Here is a 20,210-nt window from a genome sequence, read left to right on the forward strand (position 1 = left end):
AAAGTGAAATCTTTGAGCTAAGTTGTAAAGTTAGCATAGGACTCAATAAACATCGGGAGTGCTCATATTATTAGGTGAACCGTTTAATCAGCCAATTGCACAAATAGGCCCGTTTGTGATGATCACTGACGCTGAAATTCGCCAAGCGGTTAGCGATTGTAAAAACGTTTTTTTGGTTCACTGTCGTGATGTATTAATGCAGGAGTGGCTTTTAAGCGAGTAGTTTTAACAACCAACTGTATTTTTTTACTATGTTGGTGTCTCCTTTTGCCGACTCCACAACCACGCCTGCACTAAAAGCACTAACGAGCCCCACTTTTGTTGCGGCAAAACGTTTGGCTCGATATTTTATTGCCGTAAGGTGCTGACGCTTTAGCTCAGATTGTATCGCCACTTCTTTGTGGAGCTGTTGCACTCGAGCGTTCGGTGAATTGATCAAATAATTGATTAACATAATTGTGTATGCCTTATAACTTAAGCAGCTGCTTTAGACTATTTAGCGTCTTAGTAAAACCAATTTTTTTGCTTAGATAAACTGCGTTTCGCCACAGCCAAATTAAGCATAAAATTTGTAGGCTTATCACTACAGTAATGCTCAGCCAAATCGAGCTAAATAAATCAAAAGTAGCAAAGCCTACAATACCTAAAAGTCCCACCCACAATAACACCAAGCCACTGGCAAAACATCCTAGTAAAATAGTGATCAGTGCTAAGGATCTTAGCGATAGCTTCCACTCTGCTATTGCCAGCTGATGTGTCAACTTTCCTTGTTGATGGTAATCATCCTTGAGCTGCGCTGCATAGTCAGCAAGCTTAGCAACATGATCTTGCCAGTCATCCGCATTTGTTGCTGATGATTGCGAATCCGTCGCTTGTGATTCACTTGATGTTAAATCTGGGTTTTGCATGGTATTACTTACGACGAAATAGCGCAGTAACTAACATACCAGCAGCAAATGCCAGACCAGCCGTTGCTAGTGGATTTTCAGATGCGAGTTGACGAGTCTTAGAGGTACATTCTTCTAATTTCTCGCGAGCTGCTAACTGTTTTTCGTTAAGCGTTTCTGCTGAACTGCTTGCTCCTTTACGAACACCATTTTCAGCTACCGCCGCTTTACTCGATAATGCATCTACTGCGTCATGCGCAGCTGATGTTGCCTTATCTGTTAACGGGGCTTCAATCTCTTGTTTTGTATCAATAGGTGCTTTGCTCTTAGTTGCCGTAGCCATAATCAATCCTTAATAGTTTTTTAAAAGTAATTATTAAAGTGCAATGATTAAACCGGTTTTTAAGTTGTTGTTTTATATTTATATTTTAATTTTAACGCTGACTTCTACGTGTTTATTGCTGTAACTATTGCGACTATGGTTTGTAATTTTTACAAACAAAAAAATTGTAATTATTCACTGTTTATTCATTGAGCAAACAAACGCTGCCAAGTAATAAAAAAACCTATGAAAAAAATTTTTATCGGCTGATCAGATTTTTTACTAAACAATTCAACCGCTTTAATCTGAGCCTTATTTTTTCAGGCTTCGCGGGGTGCTAAAGCTGGGTGACTTACTTGACAAAAAGGCTTGTCAAGCCCTAAACTGGAGCACTGTGGTAAAAAGTGGTGTTTAGTGGATCAAACTGGATCGGGTTAATCAAAAAGTTGATTAAAATAATTTTACAATAGGCTTTTTATGTTTCGTGGCGCAAGTTCACTGAGTTTGGATGATAAAGGACGTTTTGCGGTACCAACAAAGTACCGAGACACGCTATTGTCTGAAGATCAGGGAACGGTTATTTGCACAGTTGCACTCAATGAGCCTTGCCTTTGGTTATACCCCCTTGCTGAATGGTTAGAAATAGAAAGCCGTTTAGCAAAAATATCTAATATGAATCCCAGAGCGCGACGGATGCAACGTATGTTGTTAGGTAATGCGACAGAGTATCAGCTTGATAAAAACGGTCGAATTTTGCTGGCGCCTTCTTTGCGCTCACATGCAGAACTTGGCAAAAAAATTATGCTGGTGGGCTTAATGAATAAATTTGAGATTTGGGATGAGGCGCGTTGGCACGAACAAATGCGACAAGACACTGAGCTTGAAAGGCTTGGTGAATTTGAACCGAATGACGATTTAGATAACTTTACCCTCTAGCAGCAAAACAAAAAGGCAAAAAATAGCTAATGACAGCGCAATTTGAACACGTATCCGTATTAATGGACGAAACCATAGATGCACTTGCAATTAAGCCAGACGGCATTTACATGGATGGCACCTTTGGACGTGGCGGGCATTCAGGGCAAATATTAGCGCGCTTGGGCGACGCTGGTCGCTTGCAGGCTATTGATCAAGATCCACAAGCTATAAAGTCAGCAGAAAAGTTTGCCGATGATTCACGTTTTTCGATTGCTCACTCACGGTTCTCAAAGTTATACGAAGTTGCTGAGCAAAACGATCTAATTGGTAAAGTTGATGGCATTTTACTTGATATTGGTGTGTCGTCACCGCAGTTAGATGATGCTGCTCGTGGCTTTAGTTTTATGAAAGACGGCCCGCTTGATATGCGAATGGATCCAAGCACAGGCCGTAGCGCTGCGCAGTGGTTAGCTGAAGCGGAACTAGATGACATTACCCATGTGATCAAAAAGCTAGGTGAAGAAAAGTTTGGTAAGCGCATTGCGCACAAGATATTGGAAGTGCGAGAACATACGCCAATCACTACCACTAAACAGCTCGCAGATTTAGTTGATGAAGCAGTACCTGTTAAAGATAAGTTTAAACATCCTGCAACGCGCACGTTTCAGGCAATTCGTATTTATATCAATAGCGAGTTAGAGGAAATTCAAACCGCACTACAAGCGGCGATTAAAGTTCTTAAGCCGGGTGGTCGCTTAGTTGTTATTTCTTTTCACTCTTTAGAAGATCGCATTGTAAAACAATTTATTAAAAAACAGAGTAAGGGAGAAGCGATACCCAGAGGTCTGCCTTTAACCGACGCACAAATAAATAAAAACCTGACGTTAAAAGCAGTGGGTAAAGCTATTAAACCAAGTGCTGATGAAGTGGCTCGCAATCCACGCTCTCGTAGCTCAGTACTAAGGATTGCACAGAGGTTGGGATGAGTAAAAAAGCGAGTTATCGCCAACCCAATCTATTTATTGAAATAATTAAAGGCCTAGGTGCGAACAAGATCACCTTGGCCTTGTTGGTTGTGATATTCGCGTCAAGTTTGAGCGTGGTGCAGGTAACTCATTTATCTCGTGCGCAATTAATTGAGCAAGATTCGTTACTGCAAGAGCGTGATGAATTGGATTTAGAGTGGCGTTATTTTTTAGTGGAAGAAGAATTTTATTCACAACATGCACGCATTGAAGAAGTGGCAACGTCACAATTAGAAATGAAGCGGCCAACCAGCCAAGATGAGCAGGTAATTATATTACAATGAGAACGCGAGGCAAAAAACCAGTCAACAACCTAATCGCATGGCGCTTTATTTTAGTGTGCGCGGTGATTTTTTTAGTGTTTGTGACTTTGGTATCGCGCGCCGCATATTTGCAAGTAATTGAACCCGATAAGGCTCGCTCCGAAAGTGACAAGCGTACAGTACGTGTTGAAAAATTGCATGTGCAACGCGGTATGATCTTCGATCGTAACGGTAAAGAGTTAGCTGTTAGTGTGCCTGTAGTCAGTGTGTATGCCGATCCTAAAGCTTTGCATAAATCACTAGTGAGCAAAGTACTCAGACAAGCCCGCAAAAATGGTGAAGATCAGCAAACTCTGCGTGAAAATGTCGCTGAGCTAAACAAGCGTACCGCCCTGTATTATAAAAACGATTTGCGCTGGCGTGAACTAGCCGATGTACTGCGTATTGATCCGAGCAAAATTAATACCCGACTACTTGATGATCCTACTCGTCGCTTTGTTTACTTAAAACGCCAAGTTACTCCGGCTGTTGCTAATTACATTGGCGATTTACGCCTGCCGGGTATTCATCTTTTAGATGAATCAAAACGCTATTACCCTGCCGGTGAGGTCAGTGCGCATATCATTGGTTTTACTAATATCGATGGCAAAGGCATTGAAGGCATAGAAAAGCTTTACGAAAATGCACTCACAGGTGAAGAAGGCCGACGTACGATTCGAAAAGATGCCCAAGGACGTGAAGTTGAAGTGCTTGATGAGCGCGAGCGAGTGGAGCCTGAGAGTATTCAACTGAGTATTGATCAGCGTATTCAGGCGATTGCCTACAAAGCGGTTAAATCAGCGGTATTAACTTACAAGGCCACTTCAGGCTCAGCCATGGTGGTTGATGTTAAAACTGGTGAAGTTTTGGCTATGGTAAATAGTCCTTCATTTAATCCTAACAATTTAAGCGGTGCGGCTCCTCATAAGCGTCGTAACCGTGCAATTACCGATTTGTTTGAACCCGGCTCAACTGTTAAGCCTCTAGCCATTTTAGCTGGATTAGACTACGGCACAATCCAACCGGATGACAAAGTTGATACCTACCCAGGCTGGATGCGTTTAGGGGGCAGCTTAGTACAAGATACCCGTAATCATGGTGAAATGACGCTGCGCGAAATTTTAAAATACTCCAGTAATATGGGCGTAACAAAAATAAGCCAAACCGTACCCAAAGACTATTTTGTTGGTCTTTACCAAAAGGTGGGTTTTGGCAGTGATAGTGGTACCGGCATGGTCGGGGAAAGTAGTGGTTTATTTTACCCAAACCGTCGTTGGTCAGATCACGAAATTGCCGCACTTTCGTTTGGTTACAATATTGCCGTGAGTACCGCGCAAATGGCTCGTTTTTACGCCATGTTAGGCGCGGGTGGGGTAAACCGCCCACTCACTGTACTAAAGCAAGACTCTATACCTGAAGGTGAACGTGTTTTTCAGCAACGAGATGTTGAAGCTGTAGTTCATATGATGGAAAGCGTATTTGAAGAAGGTGGTACTGCACGTCGTATTAAAGTTGATGGCTACCGTGCAGCTGGTAAAACAGGTACTTCTAAAAAGGCCGCTGCAGGTGGTTATGGTGACGAATATGTGGGTTATTTTGCGGGCATTGCCCCTGCGAGTAATCCGCGATTAGCCGTTGTGGTATTAATCAACGAGCCCGGTGGAGATGTTTATTACGGTGGCGCAACGGCAGGTCCGGCGTTTGCAGAAATAATCTCTAATTCATTAAGAATTTTAAACGTTGCCCCAGATAAAGACTCGGTGGCATACGTGAAGGGCAAAGATGATGGTGCGTGATTTACACACAATTTTAAAATATTTAGAAATAGATGCAGCACGTTTAATGGTAAACGAGTTGCGTTTAGACAGCCGCGATGTAAAACCTGGTGATGTGTTTGTGGCAATAAAAGGTCATCAGCTTGATGGCGGACAGTTTATTGATAAAGCAATTGAGAATGGTGCCAGTGCAATTATTGCCGACAGACTGTGTGAGTTTGAAAGTGATTTTGAGCCGCTTTATTTAGTCTCAGAATTAAATAAAAAATTGCCTGTTTTAGCGAGTAAATTTTACCAGCAACCGAGCCTAGAATTAGACTTAATTGGTGTAACAGGTACTAATGGTAAGTCGACTACGACAGCAATGATTGCTCATTTAGCACAGTTTTGTCGTACCCAAGCCGCAATTATAGGCACGCTCGGTTATGGCCATCCAGATAAGTTAACACCGCTGCAAAATACTACGCCCTCAAGTGTGGATTTACAGCATATTTTAAGTGACTTAAAAGAGCAGCAACATCGTTTAGTAGCAATGGAAGTATCATCGCATGGTCTAGTGCAGCACCGTGTTGATCAGTGCCATTTCAAAGCGGCGGTATTTACTAACCTATCTCGTGATCATCTAGATTATCATGGTGACATGGATAGTTACGGTGATGCCAAGTTGATGCTGTTTCGTGATTTTGATGCTGCCAATGTCATTCTTAACCAAGATGACGGACAAGCAGAGCAATGGATTGAAAAATATAGCTTTAATAAACTAATTTGTTATGGCCGTAAAAACTTAGCCCCTAAAAACGCTCAGTTTGTGTATTTTTCTGATGTTAGCTATTCGGCAACCGGTATTTCGGCGCAATTAACTACAAGTTGGGGTGATATTGCCATAAAATCACCGTTATATGGTGAATTTAATCTATACAATTTAACCGCTGCTTTAGCCACATTATTAGCGCTAGGTTACCCATTAACGCAATTAGTGGCAGGGTGTGAGTATTTGCAACCTGTAGCAGGCAGAATGCAAGCATTTACAGCGCCAAATATGCCTACTTGCGTAGTTGATTATGCACATACGCCTGATGCACTCGCACTAGCGTTACAAGCGCTGCAACAACATGTACCAGGTGGAGTGAGTTGTGTGTTTGGTTGTGGTGGTGATAGAGATAAAGGTAAACGTGTACTAATGGCACAAGCCGCTGAGCAGTTTGCAGACAAAGTGATCATTACCAGTGACAACCCGCGCTCAGAAGATCCCAATGAAATTATTAATGATGTAGCTGCAGGATTAACACACCCACAAAACGCCCATTTAGAGGCCGACCGGGGTGCTGCGATACAATTTGCTATAGATAACGCAAAAGCCGGTGAGGTTATTTTAATTGCCGGTAAAGGGCATGAAGATTATCAAATTATAGGTAACAAACGCATTGATTTTTGCGACCGCCAATTTGTACAACAACAATTAAAACAAGCAGTAAGAGGGTCTCAAGCATGATCCCAATGGATTTTGATTGGCTAGCTAATGTGCTAGCAACCGATTATCAAGGTGATAATCGTCAAGTAATAAATATAAACACCGATACCCGTACTTTATGTGATGGTGAAGTGTTTTTGGCACTTAAAGGCCCTAACTTTGATGGTCATAAGTTTATTGAGCAAGCAAAACAAAAAGGTGCTATTGGAGTCATTGTCGATCACGCTGTTGATACCGACATTGCTCAATTTGTAGTTGCCGATACCCGTATTGCATTAGGCACAATTGGTACAGCGGTTATGGCGCAAGTTGCACCTAAAACTATCGCTATTACTGGCAGTGTAGGTAAAACCACAGTAAAAGAAATGTGTGCTGCTATTTTATCAAGTAAAGGGGATGTTTTAGCGACTAAAGGCAACTTTAATAATGATATTGGCGTGCCTCTTACCTTATTGAGATTAGAGCCACAGCATCGTTATGCGGTTATTGAACTCGGTGCAAACCATATTGGTGAAATTGCCTACACTACCGCCATGACCAAACCAGATGTTGCGGTAGTATGTAATGTTGCCGCGGCACATTTAGAAGGTTTTGGTAGCCTGCAAGGGGTAGCACAAGCCAAAGGCGAAATTTACGATGGTTTAAAAGACGATGGCATTGCCATTGTTAATTGCGATAGCGAGTTTAGTCAGTATTGGCTTGATAAATTAGCAGCGCGAAAGGTTAAATGTTTTTCTAGCAGTGAAAAACTGGATATTTGGGCTGAGGACATCAGCCTAGATGCACAAGCTCGAGCAAGCTTTATGTTATGTACCAAACAACACAGAGTTCCGGTTACGTTAGCATTGCCAGGCAAGCATAATATTAGCAACGCGCTTATTGCTGCGGCATTAACCAGTGAGTTTGACGTGTCACTTGATGAAATTGCCAGCGCCCTAGCGACCATGGGTGAAGTTAAAGGGCGGGTTAACCTGATTGAAGCTAGTGATTCACTCACCATTATTGATGATACTTATAATGCCAACGTTAAATCGGTAAAAGCGGCGATTGATTTACTTAGCGATATTCAAGGTCATCGTATTTTGGCTCTCGGTGATATGGGGGAGCTTGGTGAAGATGCTCGTAAGTATCATCAAGAAGTGGGCGAATATGCATTAGCGCAAGGCATTGATGAGCTATTTACACTCGGTGTATTAAGTAAGTCAGCAAGTGATGTATTTGAGCTGCCTAATCGTCACTTTTCAAATCGTGAGCAAATGCTGCAGCAAATTCAAAACAGTATTAGCAAAGTAGATAAAAAAATTACCCTTGTCGTGAAAGGATCACGCAGTTCTCGCATGGAGCTTTTAGTAACCGATTTAGTTAATGGCCACCAACAAGCCATCAATGGAGTATCATAATGTTAGTTTGGCTGGCTGAGTATTTAACTCAATATTATAGTGGCTTTAATGTTTTTTCGTATTTAACTCTACGTGCCATTTTAGGTATTTTGACCGCGTTAATTATGTCGCTTTATTTGGGGCCAAAGTTAATTCGTGGTTTACAGCGCATGCAAATTGGACAAACAGTACGTGATGATGGTCCGCAATCGCATTTATCTAAATCGGGTACACCGACCATGGGTGGCTTACTTATTTTAGCGGCAATATTCACCAGCACTCTATTGTGGGCTGATTTGTCTAATAAATACGTATGGGCCACATTGTTTGTGATTGGCTCATTAGGGATTGTTGGCTTTATTGACGATTACCGTAAGGTGATCCGTAAAGACCCCAAAGGACTGATTGCTAAGTGGAAGTATTTTTGGCAATCAGTTATTGCATTGGTTGTAGCTACTGCACTTTATATGACCAGTACCCAAGCGACAGAAACATCTCTTGTTGTGCCATTTTTTAAAGATGTACTTCCACAGCTAGGGCTGTTTTATATCGTAATCACGTATTTTGCATTAGTGGGCACCTCAAACGCGGTAAACTTAACCGACGGACTAGATGGCTTAGCTATTGTGCCAACAATTTTAGTGGCTGCAGCGCTGGCTATTATTGCTTATTTAACCGGTAATATTAACTTTTCAGCTTATTTACATATTCCGCATTTGCCACTTGCCAGTGAATTGGTAGTGGTGTGTACCGCTATTGTGGGTGCAGGGTTAGGCTTTTTATGGTTTAACACCTACCCAGCACAAGTGTTTATGGGCGATGTAGGCTCGTTAGCTCTAGGTGGTGCATTAGGTATTATTGCTGTGCTGGTTCGCCAAGAGTTATTACTTATTATTATGGGGGGCGTGTTTGTAATGGAAGCGCTGTCGGTAATTTTACAAGTTGGCTCTTATAAATTACGCGGCCAACGTATTTTTAAAATGGCGCCGATTCACCATCACTACGAACTTAAAGGATGGCCAGAGCCACGCGTTATTGTGCGCTTTTGGATAATTTCTATTGTGCTGGTGCTCGCTGGCCTTGCGACATTAAAGATCCGATAAATGCAGTATTTAAACGAGATAAAAAATAAACAAATAACAGTGCTCGGGCTCGGTGTAACCGGTCTGGGCATTGTGCGCTTTTTATTATCTCAAGGAATACAGCCCAATGTAGTCGATAGCCGAGAAAATCCTCCCGGTGTTGATTGGCTCAAGCAACATGCCGCTAATCTAAATACTCACTTTGGTGATTTAAATAACGCGGCGCTCAGTGCTTGCGATATGATCATTATTAGTCCTGGACTAAGTTTAAAAACCTCTGCGGTTGCACAGGCAATGAATGCAGGTGTAGAAATAATTGGTGATGTTGAGTTATTTGCCCGCATTAACACTAAACCAGTTGTTGCGGTAACAGGTTCAAACGGTAAATCAACGGTAGTAACCCTTGCTTACGAAGTATTAAAAACCGCAGGTTATAAAGTAGCACTGGGCGGCAATATTGGCACAGCTGTACTGGATTTACTTGACGGTGATTTTGATGTGTTTGTATTGGAGCTGTCGAGTTTTCAGCTTGATACCACTGACAGCTTAAAAGCCAGCAGTGCAACTGTGCTTAATATTTCAGAAGATCATCTCGATCGCTATGATAATTATCAAGCTTATATAGATTCAAAATTAAGTATTTATAACGGCGCTGAACTTTTAGTTATTAATGCTGACGATAGACAAACACACCCAATGAGTCGCACGTTAGCATCACAAGTTAGCTTTGGAGAAGCACAAGGCGATTACCACTTAGCACAGCATAATAACGAAGCGTACTTTATGGTAAAGGGCGAAGCTTATTTACCAGTAAGTACCTTAGCTGTTGTTGGTAAGCATAACTATTTAAACACATTGGCAGTAATGGCGTTACTCAGTCCGTTTGAAATAACTAAAGCGCATTATAAAACTGCATTATCTCAATTTAATGGATTGGCACATCGTTGTCAGTTTGTGGGTGAGCTTAATAGCGTTAAGTATTTCAATGACTCTAAAGCCACTAATGTAGGCGCAACAATAGCGGCCATTGATAGTTTAGCGGGTAAGCAACAAAACTTAGTGGTTATTGCTGGTGGTGATGCCAAAGGCGCGGATTTAGAGGCACTTAAACCTTATGTTGAGCAACACGTTAAAGCCCTCATTTGCTTTGGTAAAGATGCAAAAGAGTTAGTGGCACTAACTGCTAAAGGTCATTTAACCACTAACATGTCTGAAGCTGTGGCGCTTGCTAAACAATTAAGTACGTCAGGCGATACGGTTTTATTAGCCCCAGCCTGCGCCAGTATAGATATGTACAACAACTATATGCAGCGCGGCGATGATTTTGTGCATTGTGTATTGCAGGAGCTGCCATGATAGCTTTTGCGGATATTAAAGAGGCATTTACTCCTAAACCTTCGGCGCAGCTTTATGATGTGCCGCTCCTTTATTGCATGCTAATGCTAATAGGGGTGGGCTTTGTGATGGTAACCAGTGCTTCAATGCCGACGGCCGATAGGCTGTTTGGCAACATTTATCATTTTACTATCCGCCACGGTATTTTTTTAGGGCTCTCGTTTTGTTTATTTTGCATAAGTACTCAAGTACCTATGTCGTGGTGGAAAAAAGCTAACCCCTACTTATTACTAATCGGCTTAGTGTTGTTATTGGTGGTGCTAATTGTGGGGCGAGAAGTGAATGGTTCTACCCGTTGGATACCTATAGGACCGTTTAATATTCAAGCCTCCGAGCTCGCTAAGTTATTCTTTTTTAGTTATATCGCTGGCTATTTAGTGCGTAAGCGCAGTGAAGTACAAGAAAACATTAAAGGCTTTGCAAAACCTATTGCGGTATTTGCCGTTTATGCAGCGCTTATTTTAATGCAGCCAGATTTAGGAACCGTGGTGGTGATGTTTGTTACTACGGTTGGTTTATTGTTTTTAGCCGGTGCCAAGCTTTGGCAATTTTTTGCACTTATTTTAACCGGTATTGCGTTGGTGGTTGGGTTGATTGTGTTTGAGCCCTATCGTATGGCGCGTGTGGTGGGTTTTTTAGAGCCTTGGGACGACCCTTTTGGTAAAGGTTATCAATTAGTGCAATCACTGATGGCTTATAGCCAAGGTGATTGGTTTGGCCAAGGCTTAGGTAATAGCGTACAAAAATTACAATATTTACCGGAAGCACACACCGATTTTATTTTTGCCGTGATTGCTGAAGAACTCGGTTTTATGGGCGTATTGAGTATTTTAATGGTATTAGGAACATTAGTATTTAGAGCGCTACTAATTGGCCAAAATGCGCTTAAAAACGGTAAAGAATATGAAGGCTATTTAGCTTTAGCTATCGGTATTTGGTTTGCATTTCAAACTATGGTTAATGTAGGCGCCAGTGCCGGTATATTACCAACCAAAGGACTAACCCTACCGTTTATTTCCTATGGTGGCTCAAGTTTATTAATGATGACCATAGCCACTGGTATTTTATTACGGGTAGATTTTGAAACGAAGATGGCAACTAAACAGGCCACGTCGGGGGGAGCTAAACGATGAGTAAAAAAATAGTCGTTGTAGCAGGGGGCACAGGTGGACATATTTTCCCGGGGATTGCGGTTGCTGATTATCTCAAACAACAAGGTTGGCAAGTTAGCTGGATAGGCACTCCTGATAGAATGGAAGCCAGTGTCGTGCCCAAGCACAACATAGAAATTGATTTTATTGATGTAAAAGGCGTGCGAGGTAATGGTTTAAAACGCCTCATTAAAGCGCCATTCATGGTTATTAATGCAATATTGCAGGCGCGTAAAGTATTAAAACAACAACGCCCTGACGTTGTTTTAGCTATGGGCGGCTACGTGACAGGCCCTACGGGTATTGCGGCAAAAAGTCTCGGTATCCCTTTGGTAATTCATGAGCAAAACGCCGTAGCTGGTATGAGCAATAAATGGCTAGCGAAATTTGCGAATCGCGTATTAGCTGCATTTCCAAGTGCTTTTGCCAGTGGTAAAGCTGAGCTGGTGGGTAACCCTGTGCGTCAGAGTGTAGTTGATATACCTAAGCGGGAAATATCAAGTCCAATTAATATGCTTGTAGTGGGTGGCTCACTAGGTGCGCAAGTACTTAACCAAACACTGCCTGAAGCATTTAAGCGCTTAAATGATACCTGTGCCATTAATGTTTGGCACCAAACTGGTAAAGGCCATTTTGCTAGTGTGAGCGAAAGTTACCAGCAGCAACAAATGGGCGATGAACAAGTAACTGTTGCTGAATTTATTGATGATATGGATACCGCTTATAGCTGGGCCGATATTGTGATTTGTCGCGCCGGAGCGCTAACGGTTAGTGAAATTGCTGCAGCAGGTAAAATGGCGGTATTTGTACCGTTTCCACATGCGGTTGATGATCACCAAACAGCAAATGCACAGTATTTAGTAATGGCAGAAGGGGCATTATTAATGCCACAGGGGCAATTTAATCAGCGCAGCATTGTTGAACTTTTAAGTCCCTATTTAGCCGAACCTTTATTAATAACTAAAATGGCTGCTAAAGCAAAGCAGCAGGCTATTTTAGATGCCACAGCCAGCGTCGCTATGCACTGTGAGCAAGTAACAAATAAGAGAATATAAGTGAAACAGACATTAGCAAAAGAAAAATATACACGCCCTGCGATGCGCCGCATTGAAACTATTCACTTTGTAGGAATAGGTGGTGCAGGTATGGGCGGTATTGCAGAAGTATTGGCTTTTGAAGGTTACCGTATTACCGGCTCAGATATAGCGCATAGCGCCATGACCGAGCGTTTAATTCAAGCGGGCGCTGAAGTATTTATTGGCCATCATGAAAATAATGTAAAAGACGCTAATGTGGTGGTGGTTTCAAGTGCAATTGATAAAACAAACCCTGAAATTCAAGCCGCGCAAGCTGCGCGTATTCCGGTGGTTCGCCGTGCAGAAATGTTAGCTGAGCTGATGCGTTTTCGTCATGGTATTGCTATTGCCGGTACCCATGGCAAAACCACAACAACCAGTTTAATTGCCAGTATTTATGCACAAGCAGGGCTCGATCCAACCTTTATTATTGGCGGTTTATTAAATAGTGCTGGCAGCAATGCTAAAGTAGGCAAAAGCGACTTTTTAATCGCTGAAGCGGATGAAAGCGATGCTTCATTTTTGCATTTACAACCTATGGTATCGGTGATTACTAATATTGAAGAAGATCACATGGAAACTTACGGCGGCAGCTTAGAAAAAATGAAAGATACTTATGTTGAATTCATTCATAACCTGCCGTTTTACGGGCTAGCTGTAGTGTGTATAGATTCAGACGTTGCCGCAGAATTAATACCTCGCTTTGGTCGTCCGGTGATCACTTATGGTGAATCGCAAGATGCTGACTATCGAATGAGTGAATTTAGCCAAACAGCCAATACATGCCAATTTACTGTTACTAATAAACAAGGCGAGAGTTTAACCGCTAAGTTAAATATGCCAGGTAAACACAATGCCCTAAATGCAACCGCAGCGATTGCGGTGGCAAAAGATCAAAACATAGCTAATCATGCAATTTTAGCGGCATTAGATACTTTTGAAGGCATTGGCCGTCGTTTTCAGCATTATGGTGAATTTGAAAACGAATGCGGTACTGTGATGTTAGTAGATGACTATGGTCATCACCCATCAGAAGTGGCAGCTACCATCACCGCAGCGCGAGAAGGCTGGCCTGATAAGCGTTTAGTGATGGTTTATCAGCCGCATCGCTATACCCGTACTCGCGATTTATACGAAGATTTTGTGAAAGTACTCGCCGAGGTTGATCAGTTGCTATTGCTTGATGTTTACAGTGCAGGCGAAGAGCCGATTGTGGGCGCTGATAGTAAGAGTTTATGCCGTAGTTTACGCCAGCGTGGCAAAGAGCCATTGCATGTGGCTTCAAGCTCAGAGCTTGCAGGTGTACTTGCTAACTGCCTGCAAAATAATGATTTAGTACTTACGCAAGGTGCAGGTAACATAGGTCAGTTAGTTAAAAACTTAGCAGCAACAAATATGTCGATAGAAAAATTAAAGCAAGGTGAAGTATGACACAGGTAAGTTCCCAGTTTGGTAAAGTAGCGGTGCTGCTAGGTGGAAACTCAGCAGAGCGCGACGTGTCATTAAAATCTGGTCAAGCAGTCCTTAATGCACTTCTTGCCTGTGGCATTGATGCGATTGCGTTTGACCCTCAAAATCGTTCTTTGTGGGAATTAAAAGACTTAAATGTTGATCGCGTTTTTATTGCGCTGCATGGTCGAGGTGGTGAAGATGGCACAGTACAAGGTGCTTTAGAGTTTATGAACTTGCCTTACACCGGCAGTAATGTACTGGGTTCAGCATTAGCAATGGATAAAATTCGTTGTAAGCACTTGTTTAAATCGGCAGGCTTAAGCACAGCACCTTATGCGGTAGTTGATGCTAAAAAAGGCTTTGATGCTAAAGCAATTATCGATGAATTTAAAAAAGTGATGGTAAAACCATCGCACGAAGGCTCAAGTATTGGTATGGCACAAGCAAGCTCTGCAGAAGAGCTTGAAGATGCGCTCAGCAATGCATTTAAGTTCGACAGCCAAGTATTGGTAGAGCAGTGGATCTCGGGGCGCGAATTTACAATTACGGTGCTTGGTGATGAAGTACAACCTGTGATTGAAATGAGCACGCCAAATGGTTTTTATGACTACCAAGCTAAATATCAGTCAAGTACGACACAATATCATTGTCCTGCTGATTTATCACAACCGGATACCCAAAAACTACAAGCAATGGCACTAGATGCGTTTGATTTGGTGGGTGCAAGTGGCTGGGGTCGCGTCGATGCAATGCAAGATCAGCAAGGCCAATTTTACTTGTTGGAAGTAAATACAGTGCCAGGCATGACAGAAAAATCATTGGTGCCAATGGCTGCAAAAGCCAATGGGGCAAGTTTTGAGCAATTAGTTGTTCGCATTTTGGAGCAAACCCTTTAATATGCATCCCTTTTTAGAGAAAGCGCAGCAACTAAAACAGCAACTTAACTGGTCGCTGATTTTTGGAGTGAGCTTTTTTCTGGCTGTGGTGATTGGGTTAATTGAAATAACCAATGGGGTTTCCCATTGGTTAGTTGCAAATAAAGATGCGCAAATTAAGCATCTAACGGTGTTGGGGGGTCCCAAATACACTGATGAAAAAGCAATAACTACCGCGATAAAAAAAGCGGATTTAAGTAGCTTTTTTGAGTTAAACGTAAAGCATGTTCAGCATTTAGTGCAAGAACTACCTTGGGTTGCAACGGTATCGGTAAGAAAGCAATGGCCTGATACTATCCAAGTTTACGTGGTAGAGCATCAAGCAGTCGCTCACTGGAACAGTGATTTATTGATTAACCAAAGCGGCGATGCGTTTGAGGCTAAAAGTGATAAGTTAAGTGCCACATTACCCCAGTTATATGGGCCAGAAGGCAGTGAAAAAGAAGCATGGGTAGCGTTTAAACAGTTTGATGAAATGCTTAAAGTAAATGCACTAACGCTCACTAGCCTTGCGCTATCTGAGCGGTTTTCGTGGCAACTTTGGTTAGATAATGGCGTGCGTTTAAATTTAGGGCGCAAGGATAAAGCCAAGCGTGTACAGCGTTTTATAGACGTTTATTCACGCATAGAACAACGTGCTGATGCACAGATAGATGCAATTGATTTACGCTACGATACCGGCCTTGCAGTGAGCTATAAGCCAATGCAAGAACAGCAATTATAATAAAGAGTAAGGCATGACTAAGTCAGCAGAAAGAAACCTAGTGATTGGATTAGACGTAGGCACTTCGAAAGTAGTGGCCACGGTCGGTGAAATCACCACAGATAACAAGCTCAGCATTGTTGGCGTGGGGAGCCAAGTATCTTATGGAATGGATAAAGGCGGCGTTAATGATTTAAATTTAGTGTCTGAGTCTATTCGCCGCGCAATTGATGAAGCTGAATTGATGGCTGATTGTCGTATTAGCTCGGTTTATTTGGGTATTTCTGGCAAACATATTCAATGTCAGAACGAAAGCGGTGTTGTCGCTATTAATAACACTGAAGTAACCGATGAAGACATTGAAAATGTAATCCATATTGCTCGCTCAGTACCAATTTCAGCTGAACGCAAAATGTTGCATGCCTTGCCACAAGAGTACAGCATTGATATGCAAGAGGGGATTAAAAACCCACTCGGCATGAGTGGTGTGCGTATGGAAGCACGCGCGCACATTATTACCTGCTCCAACGACATGGCTAAAAATATAGAAAAATGTGTTGAACGTTGTGGGCTTGAAGTTGACCAACTTATATTCACTGCGCTTGCCTCTTGTTACTCCGTACTGACGGACGATGAAAAAGAGCTAGGTGTCGCGGTGCTAGATATCGGTGGTGGTACTATGGATATCACTATTTATATTAATGGTGCACTGCGTCATTCTGCGGTTATTCCGGTGGCGGGCAACCAAGTAACCGGTGATATTGCAAAAATATTTCGCACACCTATATCACATGCAGAGTCACTCAAAGTACAATATGCCTGTGCAAGTAGCCAAATGGCGAGCAGCGAAGACACGATTGAAGTGCCAAGCGTAGGTGGGCGACCAGCAAGACTGATGTCTAGGCATACGTTGTCTGAAGTGGTTGAGCCACGTTTTAGAGAATTATTTGAACTGGCGATGGAAGAAATTCGTCGCTCGGGATTAGAAGACCAAATTGCAGCAGGTCTCGTCATTACTGGCGGAACTGCTAAAATGACTGGCGCAATGGAAGTGGCTGAAGATATTTTTCAGATGCCAGTAAGAATAGGTAAACCAATTGGTGTAGTAGGTTTAACTGATTATGTTGATGATCCATCATACGCAACCGCTGTAGGTTTGTTACAATACGGGCGTACTATGCAGTCGATGAATGCACAAAAGTCGAAAGCGGATGATAATAATAATTGGTGGAACCGCATCACAAAATGGTTTCAAGGCGAGTTTTAGTACTCAAGTCGGAGAGTAAATATGTTTGATATAATGGAACAACACAGCGAAGAAGCTGTAATAAAAGTAATCGGTGTAGGTGGTGGCGGCGGTAACGCAGTTGAGCACATGGTAAAACAACAAATAGAAGGCGTTCGTTTTATCGCAGCCAATACGGATGCGCAAGCATTACGTAATTCAGCCGCTGATGTAACAGTACAATTAGGCACGCAAATAACCTCTGGGTTAGGTGCGGGGGCTAACCCTGAAGTAGGTCGTGAATCGGCTGAAGAAGATGCCGAAACCATTCGTGCTAGTCTTGAAGGCGCTGATATGGTGTTTATTGCGGCAGGTATGGGCGGCGGTACAGGTACCGGTGCTGCGCCAGTCGTGGCTAAAATTGCTAAAGAGCTGGGCATTTTAACTGTTGCTGTGGTAACCCGTCCGTTTGATTTTGAAGGTAAAAAGCGTGCCGCTGCTGCAGAGCAAGGTATTAGCGAATTATCTGAAATTGTGGACTCGTTAATCACTATTCCAAATAACAAGTTACTAAAAGTATTGGGTAAAGGAACAACTTTACTGGATGCATTTGCTAAAGCAAATGACGTATTGTTTGGTGCGGTACAAGGTATTGCTGAGTTAATTACTCGCTCGGGTCTAATTAACGTGGATTTCGCCGACGTACGTACAGTTATGTCTGCAATGGGCACAGCGATGATGGGTACTGCATCTGCATCGGGTCCTGATCGTGCACAAGAAGCAGCAGAAGCTGCTATTTCAAGCCCTCTTTTAGAAGACGTAGATTTAACCGGTGCTAAAGGCATTTTGGTTAACATTACTGCGGGTATGGATATCGCGATCGAAGAATTTGAAATTGTGGGTAATCACGTTAAGGCGCTAGCGTCTGAAAACGCAACGGTTGTTGTTGGCGCGGTAATTGACCCAGAAATGACGGATGAGCTACGTGTAACCGTGGTTGCAACTGGCTTAGGCGGCGATCGTCGTCCACAGTTTGGTATTGTAGATAACGGTTTCAAAAAAGCGTCAGGCTCTGATGTAACTAGCTCAAGCACACAAACAAGCAGCAGCATGTACGTACCTAGCTTTGCAAGCCAAGGCACAAGTGCGACTGAAGAGCCTGCAACGACATCGCAAACTGAATCAAAAGAGCAAAGCAGCACATCGACTAGCTCTTCAAGTTCAGCAACGAATACGTCGTCAAGTAGTGCTAATAAAACAGATAAGTCTGAGGGTGGCGATTATTTCGACATTCCTGCTTTTTTACGTAAACAAGCAGACTAATTAAAAACAGTACTTTTGTGCGAAATGTGAACAAATATTGTAGTTATACCGTATTTATGTTACACTCCGCCGTCTAACTGTAATATATACTTAAAGTGAGCGAACCTATGATTAAACAGCGTACGATTGCACAAGTAGTCAAAGCCATAGGAATTGGACTTCATAAAGGTGAGAAGGTCACAATAACTCTCCGACCTGCGAGCGCAAATACTGGGATTGTATTTCGTCGTGTCGACCTTGATCCGGTTGTTGATTTTGAAACAACACCTGAAGCCGTTGGTGATACGCAATTGTGTACCTGTTTAATTAACAAAGATGGTGTTCGCTTATCAACTACTGAGCATTTAATTGCAGCTGTTGCAGCAATGGGTATCGACAATCTAATTGTTGAACTTGATAGCTCAGAAGTTCCAATAATGGATGGTAGTGCATTGCCATTCATTTATTTATTACAAAAAGGCGGCATTGAAGAGCAAAATGTTGCTAAACGCTTTATTCGTATTAAAGAAAAAGTACGTATTGAAGAAGGCGATAAATGGGCCGAAGTAGAACCTTACGACGGATTCCATATCGACTTTGAAATTGCCTTTGATCACCCTGCAATTAATGAAAGCCGCCAACGTATAGGTTTAGATATTACCGCACAAAGTTTTACTGAAGAGATTAGTCGTGCGCGTACTTTTGGCTTTATGAAAGATATTGAATACATGCATGCTAATAACCTTGCACTAGGTGGTAGCATGGATAGTGCAGTGGTACTTGATGAATTTAAAGTTTTAAATCCAAACGGTCTGCGTTACCCTGACGAGTTCGTCAAGCATAAGATACTAGACTGTGTAGGTGACATGTTTATGACAGGTCATAACCTTTTAGGTAAAGTAACTGCATTTAAATCAGGTCATGATTTGAATAACAAGTTACTACGCAAAATTATGGCAACAGAGTCAGCATGGGAGTGGGCAACCTTTGAAACGCCTGTTTCGATGCCTGCACCCGGCCTTGAATTAGCAAACGCCTAATCAGTTAATCGCTTACATACAGTTATAAAAAATGACGCTTATTAGCGTCATTTTTTTTGGTTGTTTGTCAGCACAATCAGTCAGGTATTACAGACCTAAAATGGTTTGTAACTGTTTTAACTCAGTGACTTGATACGTTGGCTTAATACCTTCAGGTAAGATTACCCCTGGGTGCTGTAACCAGCAGGTGTCTATGCCTGCATTTTGTCCACCAAGAATATCACTGCTGGCGGTATCACCTACCATTAAAATTTGCTCTTTCGGTGGATTCCCCATTAAATTAAAGGTGTGCTCAAATATCTCTTTTGCAGGTTTAGCTATACCTACTTTTTCAGAAATTACCAGCCAATCGAACATATCTTGCAGCCCAGTATGCGCTAAACGACGTGCTTGTAGCTGAGAAAAGCCATTGGTGATAATGCCTAACTTGGCATGAGGTTTAAGGGCGTTTAATAATTCAACCGCACCGGGTAAAGGCATACAAATTTCAGCCATTGCCGATAAAAAGTCATCATTGAGCTGCTGGGCTGGAACATTAAGCTTATTTGCCAGCTCACTAAAGCGAGTTACTTGCAGGTGGTTTGCGGTAATTTCGTTATTTTGATAGGCAATCCATAATGGCTTATTGGTATTTTGGTAATGTTCATAATCTGCTTTGGTAAAATCCATGCCATAAGCTGCCAACATTTTTTGTAAGCCAGCAAAGGCATTAAAGCTAAATAAGGTTTCGTCGGCATCAAATAATACGTAGTTATACTTCATTAAAACAT

General features: G+C 42.3%; 21 protein-coding genes. 17 read left to right on the forward strand and 4 right to left on the reverse strand.

From position 1 onward, the window contains the following. Window positions 1–58 precede the first annotated feature (58 nt). Window positions 59–223 (forward strand): pirin-like C-terminal cupin domain-containing protein, encoded by a 165-nt coding sequence (locus P3J6_RS18790; RefSeq protein ID WP_232735473.1) that lies wholly within the window; start codon window positions 59–61, stop codon window positions 221–223. Here P3J6_RS18790 and P3J6_RS06730 read toward each other — a convergent pair. The 3 genes from P3J6_RS06730 to P3J6_RS06740 are packed head-to-tail and all read right to left on the reverse strand — an operon-like array spanning window position 212 to window position 1,230. Continuing rightward, a complete protein-coding gene (locus P3J6_RS06730) occupies window positions 212–454 on the reverse strand; it encodes a hypothetical protein (RefSeq protein WP_138608092.1) in 243 nt (80 codons plus the stop codon). The genes P3J6_RS18790 and P3J6_RS06730 overlap by 12 nt on opposite strands. A 13-nt stretch (window positions 455–467) precedes the next feature. After that, on the reverse strand, window positions 468–908 hold the full coding sequence (locus tag P3J6_RS06735; protein ID WP_198522528.1) for a hypothetical protein: 441 nt from the start codon (window positions 906–908) through the stop codon (window positions 468–470). 4 nt (window positions 909–912) lie between these two features. Further along, a complete protein-coding gene (locus tag P3J6_RS06740) occupies window positions 913–1,230 on the reverse strand; it encodes a DUF883 domain-containing protein (protein WP_138608088.1) in 318 nt (105 codons plus the stop codon). Between the two features lie 456 nt (window positions 1,231–1,686). On the opposite strand from P3J6_RS06740, the gene mraZ reads away from it, so the two are divergent. The 16 genes from mraZ (at window position 1,687) to lpxC (ending at window position 19,440) form a co-directional block, all read left to right on the forward strand. Further along, on the forward strand, window positions 1,687–2,145 hold the full coding sequence (gene mraZ, locus P3J6_RS06745) for a division/cell wall cluster transcriptional repressor MraZ (RefSeq protein ID WP_010390682.1): 459 nt from the start codon (window positions 1,687–1,689) through the stop codon (window positions 2,143–2,145). Window positions 2,146–2,174: 29 nt separating this feature from the next. Beyond that, window positions 2,175–3,113: a 16S rRNA (cytosine(1402)-N(4))-methyltransferase RsmH gene (gene rsmH / locus P3J6_RS06750; protein ID WP_010390683.1), complete on the forward strand. Its 939-nt coding sequence runs from the start codon at window positions 2,175–2,177 to the stop codon at window positions 3,111–3,113. Further along, window positions 3,110–3,436 carry a cell division protein FtsL gene (gene ftsL, locus P3J6_RS06755; RefSeq protein ID WP_010390691.1) on the forward strand — a complete coding sequence of 109 codons (327 nt, stop codon included), beginning with the start codon at window positions 3,110–3,112 and terminating at the stop codon, window positions 3,434–3,436. The genes rsmH and ftsL overlap by 4 nt, the downstream gene beginning before the upstream one ends. After that, window positions 3,433–5,250, forward strand: a complete 1,818-nt coding sequence (locus P3J6_RS06760) for a penicillin-binding transpeptidase domain-containing protein (RefSeq protein WP_198522529.1) — start codon at window positions 3,433–3,435, stop codon at window positions 5,248–5,250. Before ftsL ends, P3J6_RS06760 begins: the two co-directional genes overlap by 4 nt. Next, window positions 5,243–6,721, forward strand: a complete 1,479-nt coding sequence (gene murE, locus P3J6_RS06765) for a UDP-N-acetylmuramoyl-L-alanyl-D-glutamate--2,6-diaminopimelate ligase (RefSeq protein WP_198523781.1) — start codon at window positions 5,243–5,245, stop codon at window positions 6,719–6,721. The genes P3J6_RS06760 and murE overlap by 8 nt, the downstream gene beginning before the upstream one ends. Continuing rightward, entirely contained in the window at window positions 6,718–8,100 is a 1,383-nt protein-coding gene (locus P3J6_RS06770) for a UDP-N-acetylmuramoyl-tripeptide--D-alanyl-D-alanine ligase (RefSeq protein WP_198522530.1), read from the forward strand. Before murE ends, P3J6_RS06770 begins: the two co-directional genes overlap by 4 nt. Further along, complete coding sequence (gene mraY / locus P3J6_RS06775) at window positions 8,100–9,182, forward strand: phospho-N-acetylmuramoyl-pentapeptide-transferase (RefSeq protein ID WP_054202311.1); 1,083 nt, start codon at window positions 8,100–8,102, stop codon at window positions 9,180–9,182. The genes P3J6_RS06770 and mraY overlap by 1 nt, the downstream gene beginning before the upstream one ends. Further along, window positions 9,183–10,517, forward strand: a complete 1,335-nt coding sequence (gene murD / locus P3J6_RS06780) for a UDP-N-acetylmuramoyl-L-alanine--D-glutamate ligase (protein WP_198522531.1) — start codon at window positions 9,183–9,185, stop codon at window positions 10,515–10,517. Next, on the forward strand, window positions 10,514–11,689 hold the full coding sequence (gene ftsW, locus P3J6_RS06785; protein ID WP_010390699.1) for a cell division protein FtsW: 1,176 nt from the start codon (window positions 10,514–10,516) through the stop codon (window positions 11,687–11,689). Before murD ends, ftsW begins: the two co-directional genes overlap by 4 nt. Next, window positions 11,686–12,762 carry an undecaprenyldiphospho-muramoylpentapeptide beta-N-acetylglucosaminyltransferase gene (gene murG, locus P3J6_RS06790; RefSeq protein ID WP_010390701.1) on the forward strand — a complete coding sequence of 359 codons (1,077 nt, stop codon included), beginning with the start codon at window positions 11,686–11,688 and terminating at the stop codon, window positions 12,760–12,762. The genes ftsW and murG overlap by 4 nt, the downstream gene beginning before the upstream one ends. A gap of 42 nt (window positions 12,763–12,804) precedes the next feature. Then, entirely contained in the window at window positions 12,805–14,214 is a 1,410-nt protein-coding gene (gene murC, locus P3J6_RS06795) for a UDP-N-acetylmuramate--L-alanine ligase (protein ID WP_232735526.1), read from the forward strand. Next, window positions 14,211–15,131, forward strand: a complete 921-nt coding sequence (locus P3J6_RS06800) for a D-alanine--D-alanine ligase (RefSeq protein ID WP_010390703.1) — start codon at window positions 14,211–14,213, stop codon at window positions 15,129–15,131. Before murC ends, P3J6_RS06800 begins: the two co-directional genes overlap by 4 nt. 1 nt (window position 15,132) lies before the next feature. After that, window positions 15,133–15,894 carry a cell division protein FtsQ/DivIB gene (locus P3J6_RS06805; RefSeq protein WP_198522533.1) on the forward strand — a complete coding sequence of 254 codons (762 nt, stop codon included), beginning with the start codon at window positions 15,133–15,135 and terminating at the stop codon, window positions 15,892–15,894. A gap of 13 nt (window positions 15,895–15,907) precedes the next feature. Then, window positions 15,908–17,140 (forward strand): cell division protein FtsA, encoded by a 1,233-nt coding sequence (gene ftsA, locus P3J6_RS06810; protein ID WP_008110678.1) that lies wholly within the window; start codon window positions 15,908–15,910, stop codon window positions 17,138–17,140. A 21-nt stretch (window positions 17,141–17,161) separates the two neighbouring features. Continuing rightward, window positions 17,162–18,421 carry a cell division protein FtsZ gene (gene ftsZ, locus P3J6_RS06815; RefSeq protein ID WP_198522534.1) on the forward strand — a complete coding sequence of 420 codons (1,260 nt, stop codon included), beginning with the start codon at window positions 17,162–17,164 and terminating at the stop codon, window positions 18,419–18,421. Window positions 18,422–18,528: 107 nt separating this feature from the next. Next, a complete protein-coding gene (gene lpxC / locus P3J6_RS06820) occupies window positions 18,529–19,440 on the forward strand; it encodes a UDP-3-O-acyl-N-acetylglucosamine deacetylase (RefSeq protein WP_010390707.1) in 912 nt (303 codons plus the stop codon). 87 nt (window positions 19,441–19,527) lie between these two features. Here the strand turns inward: lpxC and yjjG are convergent, their stop codons facing one another. Further along, a complete protein-coding gene (yjjG, locus tag P3J6_RS06825) occupies window positions 19,528–20,202 on the reverse strand; it encodes a pyrimidine 5'-nucleotidase (RefSeq protein WP_198522535.1) in 675 nt (224 codons plus the stop codon). Between the last annotated feature and the right edge of the window lie 8 nt (window positions 20,203–20,210).

This window comes from Pseudoalteromonas sp. 3J6 (assembly GCF_903995135.1).
Lineage (GTDB): Bacteria > Pseudomonadota > Gammaproteobacteria > Enterobacterales > Alteromonadaceae > Pseudoalteromonas.